We start from the raw sequence: 18,573 nt of genomic DNA, 5'->3' as shown, positions 1-18,573 counted from the left end.
AGGCGCCGCTCGTCTTCGACTGACTGGGCTGGGCTGACCGCCGACGAGTGCGGGCCAAGTATGAAAAGGCAGTTGGGAGAGGGTTTTTCATTTCTTGCCAGCCTTTCGCGTAGTAACAGCAGGCCCTCGACGCGACGCCGGCGCCGGCGCAACCGCGGCCTCGCCCAGCATTTCCTCCAACACCATCGCTTTGGCGCCGCTGCGCAATAGTTTCTCGGCGAGCGCCATGCTGGCGCGCGGAGACAGTTCGATGTGCGTCGACCTGACCTCGACGATCACGCAACCTGGCATCGGCATTGTTCGAAACAAGGTTCGTCTCCGTGTGCGGAGGGGGCGGCGCTGGCGGTGATCAGCCCGCCAGCGCCCAGTTTCCTGATCATCCCCTCGGTGAAAGGAGGCCCGTGGAAATGACTTCGGATGATCTACATCTGGACCTGTGCACTTCAAAATCTCGTTTGAAGTGCACAGCTTTTCATCGCTTCTCCAGCGTCTTAGCCATGATTTTGTAAAGCTGGCGGGGCCCCGGCATCGGTGCTCCCGAGTTCACGACGGCGAACATTGCGCATCGCACGCGATCACTGAGATTCGGCCCCTTGCTGCGAAGGTCGTGCCGATAGCCGGCCGCCTCGTACCGCCGCAGCGCCACGTGCACATCCCGAACCTTCACAGCGAGCTCATAGGAACCGCTCGCGGCGTGTCCAAGCGCGTTCACGAGCTCGAGGATCGCGGTGTCGCGCTCACGGCGTGCGGCGGCTCTGGACGGCGGCTCCCCGCCGCGACTTTTCGTCAAACCGAACGCTGCCCCGACGGTGCGCCTTGGGCTCTCCGTCACACGCCTGACCAGCGCGACGTATTCGTGCGCGATCGGCCAGCCGCTCATGAGCAGTTGCTGCTCGAGGTCCTCGCGGCATGGCATCGCCTTACCAGGTCCAGCAGCGGCGCGCATCACCATGGGAGCTTTTCCCGTTCCCCTTCAGTGCAGCGTCGCCGCTGCTGCTTCGTCGCCTTCACTCTGCACGTAGCGCTGCCGCGCATCCTCGAAGGCGCGCCAGTCGCGCCGAAGATCCGCAACGAATCCCTGCCAATCCTGCCCGTGCTTATCAGCGAACTCGGCCTGCCATTTCGGCGGCACGAATTTCCCCGCCTCCATATCGGCGATTGCCAGGTCGAGGAAACGGCTGGCCGTTTGCAGGACTTTGACCACCTGCAGGTGATCGTTCTCTTCGGAGGTTGCCTCGGCGCGGGCCTGACCAGCGTCCTGGCCTTCGCGTAAGCCCTCGGAAAATTCACGCTGGAACGCATCGGAGCCGATCACGCCAAGCTTCTTCATCCGCGCAGTAATGTTCTTGAACTTCGCCACAACCTCTGCAAACGCCAAGAGCGCGCTTTCAGTCATCATCGACGATCTCCTTAGCAAATTGGTATTCGTGGGGTTGCGGCTCTGCCCCTTCATTTTCAACCTCGAGGCGTCGAGCTCTCGCGTCTTCGCTGACGACACCCCGGAATTCGCGCCACCGCTGCCGAACAAATGCGGCAACCGCTGTGAACTCGAGCCCAAACTCGTTGGCGATGCCGCGCGCCAATGTCGATCCGTGGAACGCCTCGATATCGGCCAGGAGCGTCGCGAGCTCGCGGGTGTAAACTCGCGAGACCTCCGCGGCATCGACCCACCGCCCTTCATCGACCGACAGCTTGCGCCGCGCAGCCTCAGCGTCGAACTCGGCGCGATCGGCATCCGCCTTGGCGCGCCGCGCCAGGTCGCGTTCGCGATCAGACTGAGCCTCGTTGCCAACCGGCGCAGTAATTCGCTTTGACCTGGGCGGAAGCTCGGCGCTGACGCTCGGCACGCCGCCGCCGGTCGTCGTGGTGCGGTCTGCCGGCGTTGGCAGGATCGGCAATAGCTGGCTCACCTGCTGCGACGGATCGAGCGATCCCAGCAGATCCGCGTCCGCCCGCTCGATCCAGATCTTCTCACCGTCGCCGTCGTCCACTAGGGCAGCCCTGCTGATCTTGCCGAGACTGATCCACTTCGCAACAGACGAGCGGGCGCGCCCCTTGCGTCTTGCATACTCGGCCTTGCTGCAGATAGTCCTGCCGTTCACCAGTTCACCTGTTCACTTGTTCACCGTACGCACCATGTTCACCCTTTTTCGAATCATGCCTTGCTAGCGAACTCACACGCTCTGCGGCTCCGCATACAGTTCGAGCCCAGGAAGGACCCCGTAAAAAGTAGGCCCGATACCATTTCGCTTGCATGCCATCGGCCACTTCTGACGCGCGCGGATCGAAGGTCTGCACAGGTCTTGCCAACTCCGCCATCACCTCTGGCGAGAACGCATCCTGCAGCGGTTTCATTCATTCGCTCCAACATAATCGTCCTCTCGATTTGCTGGACATCCCCGGATTGCGAGGCCCCGAGGTCGAAGAGCGGTTAGCGATGCCGCTCCGATCGAACATTCCTAAAAAGCTGCTGTAACAGGTCGGTACATCTTCTCATTCCGGTCCTATTCCTTACATCTTTTTCGGCGCTGAACTCGATGTGCCGGAGAAAGCCACAGCAGCCCGTCATCCACGACCGTCACGATGCGCGCTCCCTAGCGAGTTGACCGCAATCATCACTACAAAAAGCTGCAGACCGTCGTCGAGCTACAAAAAAATCGCCGCAGAGACAGAGCAGTTGCTCCATCCTCTGACCTCGCCGTCGGGCAAAGCGCGTCCTTCACTCGATAGCCTGCTCAAACCTGGCCGCCCATTCGGTGCGATTTTTTGAGGAACGCTTATGCCGCGCGATTCCACCGGCACCGGCGCGGTGGTTTGGCGTAGGGAGTGAGGACATGGCAGCGCGATAGGGTCACCCAGAGCGAATGCCATGCCCGGAACGACCGCAGCCAAACCACCGCTTGAGACTGGTGTCCGCCACGCCCCGGCTTCTTCGAAGCCTGCTGACCGCTCACTTATCTCAAGCATCTCGCATGCTCGTTTTCCCGCGCGTTCGCCACCCGATTCGGCGTTCAAGCTCCCATTGGGACTCTGCAAGCTCCCATCGACGCCAGAAACCGTCGCAAAACCCTCGTCGCCGCCCTTTTGACCCTCGGTAAACCCTCGAAAACCCTCGTCAACCCTCGCCGCCCGGCGTCGGCGGTACCAGGTGGCGCGACTGACGCCGTCGTCTTCCCACGGACGCAGGCTCTCATTGGAGTTTTCTTCGTACAGATCGCGCGGCACTGCGCCGTCGGCGCGGCGCTTCCGTTGCTCATTGGCTCTGGACCGCTGCCTGCGAAGGCGCTCGCGGTCGGCCGAGTTTACGTCCGTCGAGCCGATGGTCTTGATACCGAGCGCCTGACGCTCGGCGTAGATCAACCCGACCTTCTCCGCGAGTACGTCGGCGGTGAACTTGTAGGGATGGCTCACGACGTGCGCGGCAAGCGCGGCGGCTTCGCCGGCTGAGCACCACGGCGCCCAGACTCGTGCCCAGGCGACAACCTTTGTCGGGATATCGCCTTGCCGTCTGCTGATCAGCTGAGCGGCGATCCAGAGGTCATCCGCGCCCGCGTCGTCGTTCGGAAGGGTGCCTCCGTAGCGAACGCTCCACAACCGCTCGAGCTCGCAGAGCCGGAGCAGCGCCACAAGCGACCGCGATCCGCGCCGCAGCGGCGCGTTGCGCGGCTTCTGGCTCCATGCATAGCGCCGAATGATTTCACCGTGAGCGGGCTCGTCACGAGGCGCGCCATCTCGATAGATCGAGTTGGCCAACTTCTTGTTGGCAATACGCCGGCGACGATTTCGAGACCGCTCGTCCAGTTCGTAGCTCTCGATCTCGGCATCGATCGTCGCTAGCCGCGCCAAGCTTGCTTGGCGCGCGTCAAGCGCATTCGTGGCTTCGCGAAGGTGTCTGGATCGAGCTTGGCGCAGTATCCGTAATTGGGTGCGAGGACTGTTGTCTAACATGGGGCACAATCCGCCGCCGCGATGAGCTTGATGCCGAGGAACCAGATCACGCTGCTTTGTCGCTTAGCAAAACCCCGCTCGCTCAGCCAAGTTGAAAAAGCCTTGTGAGATATCGGCTCTCGATCGCGAGACAAGCTCATGCGCCGGTAGGCATCGTACAACACCGAGGACTGAACGCGGTCCCCAGGACTCTTGACGATGCAGCGACAAAGAAATTCGCTCAACGTTGCATCGTCGGCTGGACGCGATCTGACGGGCGCTGGCGGTCGCAGCGCCGCCGCCGCTCCTGGCAAAAGCTCCACCAGCAGCTCGGCAACAAAGCGGCGGCGCTCAATGCTACTGGCGGCGTTCCAAGCAGTCCGCAGAGAAACCCGCGCGCGCAGCGATCGATTGTGGGAAGCTCTCATTGTCGGGCATTCCCCGCTTGCAGCAGGCCGCTTTTTTTACTAGCTTGCTGCTGCTCAACATCAGCCTTCTTTTGCGAATTTGCCCTCTCATCTTGCCGGATGGGGGGGCTTCGCATTTGTGGAGGATCGGGAGGCGGATCGTCTCCCATAAAGTGCTCTGGCGGAACCATTCTCGCACCGGAACAGTGGGGTTCATCCACAAGCCGCCAACCATTCAGGATGTAGGTCTGAACCTCATGCACCGGCACGGTGACGAGCTTGCGAACTCCACCACCTGAGACACGAGGTTGAGACAAACATTGGCATTTATTGAAACTTGCCAGCGTCTCAAGTCGCGATAAGTCTTTGTTTTCGCTACATTGGATCAGGCCTGCCGGGCCCACCAATGATATCTTACCGGCCCCTCATTGCTCGTAGCGCAGCGAGCGCGAGTATTGCCGATTATTCCCGATATTTAGGAACGAACTGGTTGTCGCCACGTTCACCGACCGGAGCAAACGGAGTGGCTGAGATGGGCGTTGGCGATCAGTTCGCATGCATGTCTGTGGTGGCGGTGTTCTCACTTGCGCTGATCGTGACATCCAGCCTGTTCGCGGAATCGAGGGCGGCAAAGAACGTCGCGATACCGGCCACACAGCAGCTCCGGACCCAGCGCTAGCCGGCACCAAAGCCTTAGCTTCTTCGATCCGGGCGGTGCCTGAGGCAATGCCGCCGACTTAGTCGTTCATCAAATTTGGCCGGTACGGCAATTGGCGCGCGGCTAAGACCCGCGCGCGCGCCGCCACGAGCCGAAAAAGTTAGCTCCGGCGCAGCCGGGGAACTGCGCCGGAGCCCTTTGGGAAGTTGATTGTGTGCCTTAACACGGATCATTAATCGCCGCGGCGACCAGTAGTTCCCGCGCGAATTGCACATTTTTCCCGCCAGGCACTGAGCGCCGTACGAGCGGTTCGCCTTCCGCGAGCAGGAGCGTCGCGGCTATTGGCGCGGCGACAAGTGGACCACCTGTTTGCGCCCCGGGGCAACAGAAGGAGGCCGCCGATCGGCGGCCTCTTTCTTTGGTGAGAGAGCCGTCAAGAACGTACGCTTGCCGTTTTTCCCATTGTCGGGCGCAAGTCAGCCGAGCTCCATTTCGACGGCGATCCGCACCAGGTCGGAGTGGCTCTTCGCGCCAAGCTTCTGCTTGAGCAGTGAGGTCGTGTTGGCGACGGTCTTATACGAAATGCCAAGCACCGATGCGACCTCGACAATCTTGTCGCCGCGGCCGAGCAAGCGCAAGATTTCCAGCTCCCGCGCCGACATCTGCGAGGCGGGGTTGGCCTTGATTGCGGCGCCGGCGAAGGCGATCGCCTCCGCGAGGTGCGGCGAAATGAACCTTTCGCCGGCCGCAACCTTGCGCACCGCCTTGACGAACATGCGTGGATCGTCGCTCTTGGAGAGGTAGCCCTGAGCGCCCATCTCCACGGCCCGCACCACGAATGCGGGATCGTCATTCATGCTGAACATGATGATGCGGGCGTCCGGATCGACCTTGCGGATTTTGCGCAGCAGCTCAAACCCGGACACATCGGGAAGCTTGATATCGATGACGGTCACGTCCGGTCGCTTCTGCATGAAGGCTCGGTGACCGGTCTTGGCATCGGCGGCGTCGTCGATCTTCACCGTCTTGTCGGAAGCGAACAGCGAGCGACAGCCCGACACTACCACCGGATGGTCGTCGACGATCAATACCCTTGTGGCTAATTTGGCCGTATCCTGCATTGCTGCCTCCTCTGCCTACATAGAACTTCGCGCGGGAATTGAAAGAGAAGAATCGCCGAACGGAGCCTGAAGTGTCCAGATTGTGGAATCGCCTCTCCCTTCGCGCACGACTGTTGTTGCCCATGGCGGCAATGGCTGTCGGCGCGTTGCTGCTCGGGGGCCTCGCCTTGCAGACTTTCTCACCCGAGCAGTTCAAGGACGAGAACACCCAGGGTGCGCGCTCCGCCCAGCTTGTGGCTGATGCGCTGAACGCTGCTCTAGCAGCCGCTAACAATCCGCGCGAAACGCTCGACGCGTTCGCAGGCGCGCTCCGGTTGCCTGCCCCCATCGCGTTTGTGCCGCCGGGCACCGAGGGGCAACGTACCAGCTCGTACATTTATCATGGCAACGTTCCCGCCTGGTTCACCGCACTGCTGCAGATTCCCGAGCTCGGCTCGACCCACCCGATCACAATTCGAACGACGCATGTCGGTGACATCGTGTTCAGACCTGACCTCTCAGCCGAGATCCTCGAAAAATGGGTGGGTTTCCTGGCCCTCGCCGCTTCGAGCATAGCGCTGATGCTAGTTGCCGGACTCAGCGCCTATCTTACGGCAGGCACGGCGCTTCGCCCGCTGGAGCAACTCGGAGCCGGATTGACCCGAATGCGAAGCGGCGTCTACGATTCGGCGATTCCGTTGGCCGGGCCGCCCGAGATTAGCAAGAGCTGTGCGGAGGCCAATGAGCTTGCAGCGACGCTAAAGCGCCTCAGCCGCGACAATCGGGACCTGCTGCGCAAACTCGTCGCGGTGCAGGACGACGAGCGCCGAGACCTGGCGCGGGAGCTGCATGACGAGATGGGCCCGCTTCTGTTCGCGATCCGCGCCAACGCCACGGCGCTGTCCGACCCCGAGGCAGAGGATCCCCCCGAACCTGGTTCCCCGGTATACGGCATACTCAGCGCAGCGGAGGCCCTGCAACAGGCGAATCGGCGCGTGCTGGAGGGCCTGAGCCCGATCTACGTTGCGGAACTGGGATTAACCGCCAGCGTGCAGGCGCTGCTGCGCGATGCTCAATCCCAGGCTCCCGACCTCTATGTGATCTCTCGTATCGACCATCGCTTGAATGAGCTCGACGGCTTACTCTCGCAAACCAGCTATCGCGTGATCCAGGAGGGCGTGACAAATGTACTTCGGCATGCGCAGGCGAGCACGATGAGCGTCGCGGCGACCATCAACGGCGATCAGATCCAGATCGAGATATCCGACGACGGAATTGGTCTGCCGCCGGATCTGACGTTCGGCAGAGGCCTGACCGGGATGCATGAACGCGTACGTGCACTCGACGGAAAATTGAGACTGCTCCGCGAGGGGGGCCTGACCATGGTCCGCTGCGGGCTTCCGCTCGATCATCTCATCGTGCGTTAACTGGGATATCACGGACCTGTCACCACGCCGGCCGGCGCCCAGCGAGCTTCCCGTGCGCACTCCAGGCCGCTTCCTGGCCCCTCGTCACGGCTTGGCTTCGAGCTCCTTGCGGACAGCTACCGCGAAATCCCCGGCCCTTTCGACAATTTTCCGAAGCTCGCCGTTCGCGATGCAAAACCGCGTCCTACGATAGGCGCTCCCGAAGCTCACGCCTGACAGACTTCGCTTGTGCCTGCCGAAAAACGTCAACACTCAACTGCGCTTCAAACGAGCGACGCGCCTGACATCTATCCACAACTCGATGATCTCGTGCGCATCCAGATAATCCTCCGCCCGCCGTTTCGCCTCTTCGTCATTAGCGCAGCGAAGTTCGTAGGTTGCGCAAGCAATGCCCGCTGGATCGACTCCGAATGCCACATATGCTTTGCGTTCTTCAATCATTTTGCCCTCGCAAACAACAACGTGATGCAGCCCGATCGACGCAGCATGCATCGATGGCGCCTTTGCAAATCAAAGGAGCAATGAGGAGGCCGCCAAACCGGACAGCGGCCTCCTGAACCCGATTTCAAATGAACATCTTGGAAATAAAAATCGCCGCTGCGGGTCCGCCAGTATTAGACAGCGAATTCGTTACGCCGTGAAGTCCAAGTGCGTCCGATGCTCAAGGCAAATATCGAGACGTTGCGAGCGCGACACACCTTAGCAGACCATTTCGAAGATCTTTTTGAAGGTGGCTGCCACTTCTTCCCCGAAATATTTGCCACTTTCTCCCACGAGACTCTGCCGCTTTTTCCCATAGCGTACTGTGCGGCAAATGAGCACGAGCAGGACTCTCTTGGTCGCATACTCGCCGTCATGCGGCCGAACAGGTCTTTGCTTGTCAGCCGCGAATGAAGCTCCAGCCCTTCCGCAGCGAGTAACCTTAAGCCGACGGCTCTCTCGCGCGGTAGTTTGCGAGTTACTCCAATCTTGCTAGGCTAGACCTCATATTGATGGCGTTTTCAGTACACATTCGATTTTCTATCGACATTTGCTATTTGCGATAAGGCGCAGCAAACATGAGAGTATTGATCGTCGATGACCACCCGGTGGTGGTGTCGGGGTGTCGATCCCTGTTCGCCTCCGACAAGACTGTGACGGTCGACGAAGCCGTCGACGCCAAGACCGGCCATCGGGCCTTCCTGCAGAACCGGCCGGATGTGACTGTCATCGATATCAAGCTTCCCGATGTATCCGGGTTCGAGCTGCTGCGCAGGATCCGCAAAGGCGATCCGGACGCCCGGATCATTGTATTCAGCATGAACGACGATCCGGCATTTGTGGTGCGGGCCGCAGAGATGGGCGCACAGGGCTATCTCTCCAAGAGCGACGATCCGCGCATGTTCGTCAAGGCGGTGCGCATGGTCGCCGCCGGTGAACGGTTCATTTCGCCGCACCTTGCGCAGGCGGTTGCATTTGCCAGGGGCGCAATCAAAGCCAATCCCGCTTCGCAGATGTCAGCACGCGAACTGGAAATCCTGCGGCTGCTCAGCCGCGGCAGCAAGATCATCGACGTCGCAAAGATGCTCAATATCTCCTACAAGACCGTCGCCAACACCACGTCCCTGCTTAAGCAGAAACTCGGCGCAAAGAACCATTCGGACCTGGTGCGGATCGCCGTCGAAATAGACCTTACTTGACGATCGGGGCCGACCGAGCCGCTTGCCATCAGACCGGGGCTTTTCAGGATAGGCGGCGTCGCGGAAATGGTATAAAAAAGTTACTCGGCATTCTGGTGATTAAATATGTCCGTTGACCCAATGGCCACCGCGATTGACTGGCTTGATGCCTACCGCGCGCGTGACCTCGATACTCTCATGTCATTGTTCGGAGACGAAGCTATTCTCGAATGCACTTGGTGTGTTTCCGAGACGATAGTCGGGAAAGAGCCGTTGAGGGCGTTTTGGCCAGAACGGTTTAGCGACTGTGGCGCTTCGATCGAGGTGCACGACATCATGCCCGAGCATGATGGGGCTTCAATCTCTTATGTCGCTCGCAACGAGCTGATGATGGCCACGTTGAAACTTGCCCCAGATGGCAAGATCGCCTTTATGCGGTGGGGCCGCCCGTGCGCGCCTTCAGAAAAGTCATTCGACACACCAGTCAACGACGAATTTCCATTCCTTGTATTGCAACGGATCAACGGAATGTATCGAAACCTGCTCGAGCCGTTCGCCTCGTTCGCTGACGCGCTTTCCAAGGTGGAGAGCGTGCCGCCTGGCGATTACGCAATTCTGCATCTCGGCGAGATCATTTGGCCCCGGACTGCGCGGGCATAGTTTCCTACGCTGCAGTTGCGCCGACACTTGACTGAAGCGCTTGCATGATCGACGCTCTAGAGGCGTGCTAAATTTGCATGAAGTCGTGAATGGGCATGGAGCGAGACCGGGAAAAATTGGAAATCGAGCGGAAGCTTGCGCATTGCCGCCAGCTAGCGAAGCAATTTACCGACGACCCGACCGCCAAACACATCCGTGAGCTCGAGGCGGAGCTCAGGCAATGCCTGTACGCGCTGGAATTCCCTTCGCAACAATAGCCGGCGCCCGTACCCGGCTCCTGGCACCAAGGAAAAACATCCTATCTACACCGAACGATCTGTTCGCCGGATGCTGGACAAGAAGGCCCCAGCAATTCTGGGGGCATATGAGGCCAGTACCGAGGGCGTTCGCCGCAATCTCATCGCGCCTCAATGTCGCGGTCTCTCCGTTTGTACCCTCGCCGAGCCGCTGTCTTTTGGATCGCTCGCGAGCGGCAATCGGAAGCAAACACGCCGTCCGCCTAGATATGGCGCGGACGGCGGTTGCTAGCCCGAGCCCACTTCTGGGGTAGTCCGCGTGGGCAGTTTTCCGTTACCACTTTTTCCCGATACCATGCATAGCGCTCTTGGATGGGCGCTGAGAACGGCTCCGGCGCGTTGGCCCTGCTAGCCCCGGACGTTGCCGGAGCCGTTCCCACTCGGAAGCTCGGCTTGGCGCTACCGGGGGCAGCCCCCGGGGCGCAATTCTCACATCGGCTCGAGCTGGTTGCTGTTCGGCCAATTGCCGATTTATCCCGATCTCACATAGGCCTATGCGTGTAGCCCAGCTTGTCGCTGGCGTGACGCGCTGTACCATGCATGGGCGGTCCATTCGCATAGGTTGCCGCTGAGGCGGATCACGAACGCCTGACGACTAGAACCACCAACTTGGCCTCAGCTTGTGCCCATAGCTGGGGCCCTCTTCTTTTGGCCGCTATGCCTGCCAGGCCAAATTCGGTGCTGTTCGGGCTAGAGCACTCACAACGGCATCCAAATTTCGGGAAAAACTGGCAATTGCTCTGGTCATATGGAACCGGGCGGTTTACGATTAGACTATCGGGCATGCCCGACATCATAGGAAACAACTTAGGCCCGGGCTTCGCCGCCCGGGCTTTTTTTTGTGCCGAGCGTCGGGAAAAACTGGAAACGCTTCGGACATTAGAATCCGCCGCCCGATTTGGCCGCCATGGACGGCTCTTGACCGGACCGCGCGGAGCGCCTGCCGCTCGCCGCTCCCTTCTCCGTGGGTAAGCGGCGTCCACTCTCACCAACTGCGCTGATGTGCCAGCGGACGAGTGGACCTTCGGCTTCGGGACCGAAAGGCACGCCTCCCTCGATCATCGGGATATTCGTGCTTTTTCGCCGTCAGCTCGCGGACTGCACCGCGATCTTGTTCTGCGCGATGATGGCTTCGGCCCGCGCGAGATTTTCCAGCAGGCGTTGGCTGGTCAAGACAAGGAAATAATAGCCGAACTGCGGGTTCTGGAAGTAGATCTCGAGCAGCTTCTCATAGGTGATGGCCAGAACGTGCCCATCCTCGATGCATTCGATGGTCGCGGTCCGGCGGTTGTCGGGTGTGAGGAAGCCGAGTTCGCCCATCAGGCGTCCCGGCGGAACATCGACGTTGATTTCGACAACCCGGAATTTTCCGGTAACCGTCAGCAGCATTTCGTTGGCTGCGTCACCCTTCTTCATCAAGGTATCGCCCTTGCGGTACTTGCGCTGGGTCATGAACGGCTTGAGCCATTCCATCGACATGTCGCCCTGTGTCGCCGTGCGCGCCTTCTTCACCAGAGCGAGCATTTGGTGAAGGCGGTAGGCGTTGATCGGAACCATCAGGAGATAAAGAAGAAACGTCGTGATGGCTCCAGTGAGCGCGCCGAAGATGGCAAAGAATACGCAACCGATCATGTTGGCGACCCGGAGCGGGACCATGGTCTGCGTCAGAAGGGTGGCGACAAAGAAGGTCGCGCCGACCAGGGCGAACATGTTTGCCAGGGTGATGTTGTGCAGAAAGATTTCCAGCAGGCGGCTGAAGATGGCGTTCCAGGTCACGTCATTGGGATCGAGACCGATCTGAATCAGAATCTTCGCGAACCTGAGGTTGTCGGTTGCCGCATCGAGAATGCGGTCCAGTATGCTGGACACGTCTGCGCTGAGCATCATTTGTTTCGCCAAAGGGTTGTGTAAGCCAATACCGGCAGCGGCTATTCCGGATGAAACCATTGCGCCCGTCAAGTCGAACGAAAGACTCGGCGAGCGGAGGTCGGTGACGGGAATACCGCGACCATCCAGCCTCCTTCAAGCGGCACCGGAATCATCGCATGCATCACCAGGGCAAGAACGGCGCCACCCCATGCATCGCCAAATATACAGCAGGCGCGCAAGCTTGACCGGCAAGTACAAGCTCCCCGCCATAGATTCTCGTTCCTATCCCCGACTTTTCCGTGACGAACATCACTCCGTGGACTATCCTTAGCGATGGGCGGCGACACGGGGCTGTCGCCCGCCCGGCAGAATTAGAACTGCAGCCAACCGGATATTCGGATCAGCTTGATCCAATCGATCCGGACCGATTCGATCGGCCGATCGCCTCCCTTTGCATCGAGACCGGTGAGGATCGCGAAGAGCTTCCGCTGCACTGGCACAAGTAGGGGCAGCTGGATCGACCGGCTGGCTCGCAACAGGTCTTCACCTCGATGCGGATGCCGTCCTAGATGTAGCTCTCGAACGCCAGCCGCTCCGTCGGCGTCAAATGCAGGCCATGCTTGGTGCGCCGATCCAGGAAGTCGGCGGGCAACCTGGCCCACTCCTTCGCGCGCAGATATGCCGCCTCGCATTCATAGAAGTCGCCGCCGAAATGCCGGCCCAGATCGGCCACGATGCGGGCCGAGCCCAGCAACTCGCGCGCGCGCGTGCCGTAGAGGCGCGCATAGTGATGAATCAGCCTTTGCGGCAGATCGGGATAGTCGCTCGCCAGCGCGCGGGAGAAATCATCGAAGCTGCCGCCGATGTCGCCGCCCGGCAGCGGCCGGGTCGCGGTCCAGGCCGGCGGCAGTTTTGGAAACCACGGCGCGAGGCGCTGCATCGCCTGCTCGGCCAGCCGGCGATAGGTGGTGATCTTGCCGCCGAAGATCGAGAGCAGCGGCGGCGCCCCCTCGGCGCCGTGAACCTCGAACACATAATCGCGCGTCACGGCCGACGGATCGTCGGCATTGTCGTCATAGAGCGGCCGCACGCCGGAGAAGGCGTGCACGATCTCGCTCGCCCGCGGCGGCGTGCGGAAATAGCGGCGCAGCACCTGCAACAGATAGGTCGTCTCATCCTCGCCGATCGCGACCTCCTCGGCCCGGCCCTGATAGGGAATGTCGGTGGTGCCGATCAGCGCGAGATCATTCTCATAGGGGTTGACGAAGATCACCCGGCGGTCGGTGTTCTGCAGCAGATAGGCCTGCGGCCCGTTCCAGAACTTCGGCACCACGATGTGACTGCCCTTGACCAGCCGCACGCTTTGGGCGGAATTCAGTCCCGCCACGCCCTGGATCACATCCTGCACCCACGGCCCGGCGGCGTTGACCAGCGTTCCCGCCCGCACGACCTGCGCCGTCCCGTCATCACTCCGCATCTCGAGCAGCCAGTGCTCGCCGTCCCGGTGCGCGCGCACCGCCCGCGTGCGCGGCAGGATGCGGGCACCGTTCTGCGCTGCATCGATCAGATTGAGGATCACCAGCCGGCTGTCATCGACCCAGCAATCCGAATATTCGAAACCTCGCCGGAACTCTTGATGCAGCGGCGCACCCTCCGGGGCCCGCGACAAATCCAGGCTGCGGCTCGCCGGCAGCTGCTTGCGGCCGCCGAGATGGTCGTAGAGCAACAGCCCGGTGCGGACCAGCCAGGCCGGCCGCTGCTCCGGCGAATGCGGCAGCACGAAGCGCATCGGCCAGATGATGTGGGGGGCCGAGGCAAGCAGCACCTCGCGCTCGATCAGCGCCTCGCGCACCAGGCGGAATTCGTAGTATTCGAGATAGCGCAGGCCGCCATGGATCAGCTTGCCCGAGCGCGACGAGGTGCCCTCGGCGAAATCATCCTTCTCGCACAGCAGCACCTTCAACCCGCGGCCGGCGGCGTCGCGGGCGATGCCGGCGCCGTTGATGCCGCCGCCGATCACCGCGATATCGACCAACCCGTGATCTGTGCCTGCGACCGGCGCAGTGCCCGTCATCGCTTGCTGCTACGCCGTTTCTCGGCGCGGCGCGGTGCCGCCTTTGCCGCAGCGCGCGCCTTGCTCGGCTTTGGCGCTTGCAAGCCATAGGTCGAGAACCCCTTCGCGGTATCGGCAATCTCCTCGTCGGTCAGGATGATGCGCGAATCGAGCGCGAGCGAGAGGTAATACTGCCGCGCGATGGTCTCGAGCTCGACTGCGAGCCACATCGCCTTGTCGAGATTGGCACCGAGCGCGATCATGCCATGGTTGGCGAGCAGGCAGCCGTTGCGGCCCTCCAGCGCCGCGATCGCATGGTCGGACAATTCCTTGGTGCCGTAGCGCGCGTAGCCGGCGCAGCGGATGTCGGTGCCACCGAATGCCGCCATCATGTAGTGGCAGGCCGGGATCGGCTTGCGCGCGATCGCGAGCACGGTCGCATAGGTCGAGTGGGTGTGAACGATGGCGCCGACATCGGGGCGGGCGCGCGTGATGTCGAGATGGAAGCGCCATTCGGTGGACGGCTGCAGCGGCCCCTCCCACGCGCCATAGTCGCCCTCGAGCGGCATCGACGCGATCATCTCCGGCTTCATCGAATCATAAGGGGTCGCCGACGGCGTGATCAGCATCCTTTCCTTGTAGCGCGCGGAGATGTTGCCTGATGTCCCCTGGTTGAGTCCCGACGCGTTCATCCATCGGCACTTGGCGATAACAGCCTCGCGCAATTGTCGTTCCTCACGGGTCATTCGGACTGCCTTTCTTATTCAGCACGGATAGCTTCTTCAGCACGGATTGCGTGGCGGCTCGCCGGCTAGGAAGCGGCGAACCTCTTCGGCCGCCTGCTCGGCAGCCACGGTGACGGTACGCACGGAGGCGCCGGCGATGTGCGGCGTCAGCGTGACATTGGGAAGTCGCAAGAGCGGCCAGTCCGCCGGGACCGGCTCGACCGCGAAAGTGTCGAGCATGGCGCCGCCGAGATGTCCCGATGCCAGTGCATCATGCAGCGCGTCGTAGTCGACCAGCGGACCGCGCGCGGTGTTGATCAGGTAGGCACCCGGCTTGATTCGCGCCAGCGCCTCGCGCCCGATGAAGCCGGTTGTCTCCGGCGTCACCCGCGGGTGCAGGGTAATGACGTCGGCGCGGCCGAGCAGTTCACCAAGCGCGACATGCTCTACGCCGTCATTGCGGTCCTGCGCGCTGAGCTGGACATAGGGATCGGCAACCAGGATCCTGCAGCCGAAGGCCTTCAGCAGCTTGACCACGCGGCTGCCGATCGCGCCATAGCCGACGATGCCGACCGTCATCTCGCCAAGCTCCCGCCCGGTGCGGTCGGCGCGATAGAGATCGCCGCGCCATTCGCCGCCGCCGCGCAGCGCCTCATGGCCGCTGCGGATCAGGCGTGTCTCCGCCAGAATGGCGCCGATGGTGAATTCCGCCACCGCGCTCGCATTGCGGCCCGGCGTGTTGACCACGAGCACGTTGTGGTCGCGCGCCGCCTGCATGTCGATGTTGACAGGGCCGCCCCGCGACACCGCGATGAACTTCAGCGTCGGCAGCCGCTCCAGCATCGATCGCGAGATCGGCGCGAGGTGCGTGACCAGCAGCTCGGCGCCGCCGATAAACTCGATGATCTCGTCCGGCCGCCCCATGAACTCCTTCAGGCCATCGAGCTTCGAGCCGGCGTAGCCATGCTCCATCGGCTCGTCCGGCCAGGGCTGCTCGAGGGTGCGGATATCGACGCCGTTGCCGCAGGCGATGCGGATCTGCTCGGCGAACACCGACGGCAGCATGAAACGATCGCCGACGATGGCGATGGAGTTAGACATGGTCGCCTCCGGCGCGCAGCGCGGCGAGTTGCTTCCAGACCGGCCGCGACGCCAGCCTTGCATCGAGATAGGTCGGGAAGATGCTGGCGTAGCGCTTCGCCAGCGCCGCGTCAGGCGATTGCGGCGCGCTCAGATGTGGCGTGACCCACTGCTCGGCGCAGGCGCGCATGTCGGGATGGGCATCGATCGCGACCGCGGCGATCATCGCCGCGCCTGCGGCGCCGGCCTCGGCACGGCTGCAGATGCGGACCTCGCAATCCAGCGCGGCCCCGAGAATGGCGCCTAGCGCACGGCTCTTCGCGGCACCGCCGGTGATCCTGACATCGCGCGGCAGCGATCCCATCGCGGCGTAGCAATCCCGCGCGGCGAAGGCGAGGCCCTCCATCACGCCGCGCATCAGATCGCCATAGCGGTGGCGCGAGCGCAGGCCGAAGAATTGTGCGCTGGCCTCATGCGCGACGAACGGCCCGCGCTCGCCGGCATCTGAAATGAACGGATGGAACAGCACCTCGCCGGGCTTGGCCCGCAGCACCTGATCGTCGAGCCGGCGGATCAGCTCGGTGCGCGTGCGCGTCACGCCTTCCGCCGCCAGCAAGTCGCAGGCAAGATCGAGCATCCAGTCGATGTTCAGCGTCGCCGCCATGTTGGACTGCATCTGGGCATAGTGACCCGGTACCGGGAACGGCATGGTGTAGCCGGTTGCCTCCCGGTTCAGCGTCACCGCGTCTGCGCTCGACACCAGCCGCATATGCATGCCGGTCGAGCCGATGATGGTGCAGCCGACATCGGGCGATGGGTCGTACAGCCCGGCCCCGAGCGCGTTGCAGATCACGTCGACATAGCCGAGGCAGACCGGCACGCCTTCCGGCAGGCCGATCTCCATGGCCGCCGCCGAGGTGAGCGGATGCGTCATGACCGCACCGTCAACAACCGGCGGGAACAGGTGCGTCAGCTCGGCGATACCGATCAGCCGCGCGGTCTCCGCATCGAAGCCGCGCTTGCGGAATTCGCCGCAGGAGAACGTGGCTTCCGACGGATCGGTTGCGCGCTCGCCGGTGAGCAGGAAATAGAGCCAGTCCTTGCAATGGAAGGCCGTCGTCGCGTTGGCGATTGTGTCGGGCCTATGCGCCTGCAGCCACGCCAGCTGCGGCCCCTGCTGGCACGCATTGAGCCCGGAGCCGGTGCGGCGGTAGAGCGGCGCGTTGCGCTCGCTTGCGCGGATCTCCTCGACCAGCCGCCCGCGCGCGAGTCCAGCCACAGCAGCGCCGGCGCAACCGGCCGACCGTCGTCATCGATCAGCCAGGTGCCGTCGCCCTGCCCGGTCACCGCGATCGCAGCAATCCGTGCGGGCAAATCGGGCACCGTGTTCGCAAGCGCGCGAATGACCGCGACCGTATCGCTCCAGGTCCGCGCCATGTCCTGCTCGACATGGCCGCCGGCCAGGCTGCTATACGCATTCGGCCGCGCGACGTCGGCAAGCTGCTCGCCGGCCAGCGTGAACGCCACCGCCTTGATCAGCGAGGTGCCGGCATCGATGCCGATGATGACGTCGCGGCGTGCGGAAGCGGCCATGGTCAGGACATCTCCGCATGGCGGATGCAGGTCCCATCGCCGTCAAAGATGTGCAGGTGACGCGGCTCCAGCGCAAACGGCACGATATCGCCCGGCCGCGCGGCGACGCGGCCAGGCGTGACCGCGATCAGCATGCGGCCGCCGCAATCACCGGCGACATGCGATTGATCGCCAAGCCACTGATTGGAGATGACCTTCACCTTAACGTCGCCGGCGCCGACCGCGATCTTCTGCGGGCGAATGCCGATCCGCACCTGCGGCGTGCCGGCCAGCGCTTTCGCCGCCGCACCGTCAAGCCCGGCGCCGCTGATGTCGAAAACCATGTCGGTTCCGACCGACAGGTGGAAGCCGCCATTCGATGGTGTGACGGCAGCGTCGAGCAGGTTCATCGGCGGCTCGCCGATGAAACTCGCGACGAACAGATTGGCGGGCCGGCCCTTCAGCTCCTTCTCGCTGGCGAACTGCTGCAGCACGCCGCCTTCCATCACCGCGATGCGATCGGCGAGCGCACTGGCTTCGGTCTGGTCGTGGGTGACGAAGATCGCAGTCATGCGGCGCTCGGCGAGCAGGCTCTTGATCCGGCCACGCAGCACCGCACGCAGCTGCGGCTCGAGCTGTCCCATCGGCTCATCGAGCAGATAGAGATCGGCATCGCGCACCAGCGCCCGGGCCAGCGACACGCGCTGCTGCTGCCCGCCGGAGATCGCGCGCGGATATTTGTCGAGGATGTCCTCGATCTCGACCAGGCGGGCAATCTCATCGACCCGGCGCGTAACCTCACTGCGCGACAGCTGGGCGGATTTCAGCGCGAAGGCGATGTTTTCGCGGACCGTGAGCGGCGGATAGAGCGAGTAGCCCTCGAAGGCCATCGCGACCTTGCGGCGCGCCGGCGGCAGCTCGTGGATCCGCCGCCCGCCCAGCGCGATCGATCCGGCCGAGACGTCCTCGAACCCCGCGATCATCCGCAAGGTCGAGGTCTTGCCGCAGCCCGACGATCCCAACAGCGCGACGATCTCGCCCTTCTCGACCGCCATGTCGAGCGCGCGCACCGCGTGCACCGGCGGCTTGCCGCGGCTGCGGTAGACCTTGTCGATGCCTCGAAGCTCGAGCATGTCCATGA

18 protein-coding genes and 1 pseudogene are annotated in these 18,573 nt (G+C 62.5%); 6 read left to right on the top strand and 13 right to left on the bottom strand.

The features are described 5' to 3' along the window. Positions 1 to 87: 87 nt before the first annotated feature. From ALC15_RS07620 to ALC15_RS07600, 5 genes are all read right to left on the bottom strand, one after another. Positions 88 to 279, bottom strand: a complete 192-nt coding sequence (locus ALC15_RS07620; protein WP_128089470.1) for a hypothetical protein — start codon at positions 277 to 279, stop codon at positions 88 to 90. A gap of 193 nt (positions 280 to 472) precedes the next feature. Further along, positions 473 to 952: a hypothetical protein gene (locus tag ALC15_RS07615; protein WP_128089469.1), complete on the bottom strand. Its 480-nt coding sequence runs from the start codon at positions 950 to 952 to the stop codon at positions 473 to 475. A 21-nt stretch (positions 953 to 973) separates the two neighbouring features. Continuing rightward, entirely contained in the window at positions 974 to 1,399 is a 426-nt protein-coding gene (locus ALC15_RS07610) for a hypothetical protein (RefSeq protein ID WP_050626693.1), read from the bottom strand. Then, complete coding sequence (locus ALC15_RS07605; protein ID WP_050626692.1) at positions 1,389 to 1,991, bottom strand: hypothetical protein; 603 nt, start codon at positions 1,989 to 1,991, stop codon at positions 1,389 to 1,391. The genes ALC15_RS07610 and ALC15_RS07605 overlap by 11 nt, the downstream gene beginning before the upstream one ends. Positions 1,992 to 2,646: 655 nt before the next feature. Beyond that, complete coding sequence (locus ALC15_RS07600) at positions 2,647 to 3,948, bottom strand: hypothetical protein (RefSeq protein ID WP_050626691.1); 1,302 nt, start codon at positions 3,946 to 3,948, stop codon at positions 2,647 to 2,649. Positions 3,949 to 4,866: 918 nt separating this feature from the next. Between ALC15_RS07600 and ALC15_RS44095 the strand changes: the two genes are divergently transcribed. Continuing rightward, on the top strand, positions 4,867 to 5,013 hold the full coding sequence (locus ALC15_RS44095) for a hypothetical protein (protein WP_210168582.1): 147 nt from the start codon (positions 4,867 to 4,869) through the stop codon (positions 5,011 to 5,013). A gap of 455 nt (positions 5,014 to 5,468) precedes the next feature. On the opposite strand, the gene ALC15_RS07590 is transcribed toward ALC15_RS44095, so the two are convergent. Further along, on the bottom strand, positions 5,469 to 6,113 hold the full coding sequence (locus tag ALC15_RS07590) for a response regulator transcription factor (RefSeq protein WP_050626689.1): 645 nt from the start codon (positions 6,111 to 6,113) through the stop codon (positions 5,469 to 5,471). Positions 6,114 to 6,235: 122 nt separating this feature from the next. Between ALC15_RS07590 and ALC15_RS07585 the strand changes: the two genes are divergently transcribed. Further along, a complete protein-coding gene (locus ALC15_RS07585) occupies positions 6,236 to 7,519 on the top strand; it encodes a histidine kinase (RefSeq protein ID WP_167350134.1) in 1,284 nt (427 codons plus the stop codon). Positions 7,520 to 7,771: 252 nt separating this feature from the next. Here ALC15_RS07585 and ALC15_RS07580 read toward each other — a convergent pair whose 3' ends face one another. Further along, positions 7,772 to 8,011 carry a hypothetical protein gene (locus ALC15_RS07580; protein WP_244485984.1) on the bottom strand — a complete coding sequence of 80 codons (240 nt, stop codon included), beginning with the start codon at positions 8,009 to 8,011 and terminating at the stop codon, positions 7,772 to 7,774. 165 nt (positions 8,012 to 8,176) lie between these two features. On the opposite strand from ALC15_RS07580, the gene ALC15_RS45425 reads away from it, so the two are divergent. From ALC15_RS45425 to ALC15_RS44090, 4 genes are all read left to right on the top strand, one after another. Then, the gene (locus ALC15_RS45425) at positions 8,177 to 8,413 is read left to right on the top strand and encodes a hypothetical protein (RefSeq protein WP_050626687.1); all 237 of its coding nucleotides are present in this window, start codon (positions 8,177 to 8,179) and stop codon (positions 8,411 to 8,413) included. 164 nt (positions 8,414 to 8,577) lie between these two features. After that, positions 8,578 to 9,198 (top strand): response regulator, encoded by a 621-nt coding sequence (locus ALC15_RS07570; RefSeq protein WP_050626686.1) that lies wholly within the window; start codon positions 8,578 to 8,580, stop codon positions 9,196 to 9,198. A 120-nt stretch (positions 9,199 to 9,318) separates the two neighbouring features. After that, positions 9,319 to 9,837, top strand: a complete 519-nt coding sequence (locus ALC15_RS07565; protein WP_128089468.1) for a nuclear transport factor 2 family protein — start codon at positions 9,319 to 9,321, stop codon at positions 9,835 to 9,837. Between the two features lie 89 nt (positions 9,838 to 9,926). Next, the gene (locus ALC15_RS44090; protein WP_157860877.1) at positions 9,927 to 10,094 is read left to right on the top strand and encodes a hypothetical protein; all 168 of its coding nucleotides are present in this window, start codon (positions 9,927 to 9,929) and stop codon (positions 10,092 to 10,094) included. A gap of 1,125 nt (positions 10,095 to 11,219) precedes the next feature. Here ALC15_RS44090 and ALC15_RS07560 read toward each other — a convergent pair. From ALC15_RS07560 to ALC15_RS07535, 6 genes and pseudogenes are all read right to left on the bottom strand, one after another. Then, positions 11,220 to 12,020: a cyclic nucleotide-binding domain-containing protein gene (locus tag ALC15_RS07560; RefSeq protein WP_050626684.1), complete on the bottom strand. Its 801-nt coding sequence runs from the start codon at positions 12,018 to 12,020 to the stop codon at positions 11,220 to 11,222. A 547-nt stretch (positions 12,021 to 12,567) separates the two neighbouring features. Further along, positions 12,568 to 14,076 (bottom strand): glycerol-3-phosphate dehydrogenase, encoded by a 1,509-nt coding sequence (locus ALC15_RS07555; protein WP_050626683.1) that lies wholly within the window; start codon positions 14,074 to 14,076, stop codon positions 12,568 to 12,570. Then, the gene (locus ALC15_RS07550) at positions 14,073 to 14,801 is read right to left on the bottom strand and encodes a class II aldolase/adducin family protein (RefSeq protein WP_050626682.1); all 729 of its coding nucleotides are present in this window, start codon (positions 14,799 to 14,801) and stop codon (positions 14,073 to 14,075) included. The genes ALC15_RS07555 and ALC15_RS07550 overlap by 4 nt, the downstream gene beginning before the upstream one ends. 36 nt (positions 14,802 to 14,837) lie before the next feature. Continuing rightward, positions 14,838 to 15,881, bottom strand: a complete 1,044-nt coding sequence (locus tag ALC15_RS07545; RefSeq protein ID WP_050626766.1) for a 2-hydroxyacid dehydrogenase — start codon at positions 15,879 to 15,881, stop codon at positions 14,838 to 14,840. Further along, positions 15,874 to 17,453: pseudogene (locus tag ALC15_RS07540) on the bottom strand (FGGY family carbohydrate kinase). The gene ALC15_RS07545 and the pseudogene ALC15_RS07540 overlap by 8 nt, the downstream one beginning before the upstream one ends. 2 nt (positions 17,454 to 17,455) lie before the next feature. After that, a complete protein-coding gene (locus ALC15_RS07535; protein WP_430649146.1) occupies positions 17,456 to 18,571 on the bottom strand; it encodes an ABC transporter ATP-binding protein in 1,116 nt (371 codons plus the stop codon). Between the last annotated feature and the right edge of the window lie 2 nt (positions 18,572 to 18,573).

This window comes from Bradyrhizobium viridifuturi, from assembly GCF_001238275.1.
Taxonomy (GTDB): domain Bacteria; phylum Pseudomonadota; class Alphaproteobacteria; order Rhizobiales; family Xanthobacteraceae; genus Bradyrhizobium; species Bradyrhizobium viridifuturi.
This window is presented reverse-complemented; position numbering and strand designations above follow the sequence as displayed.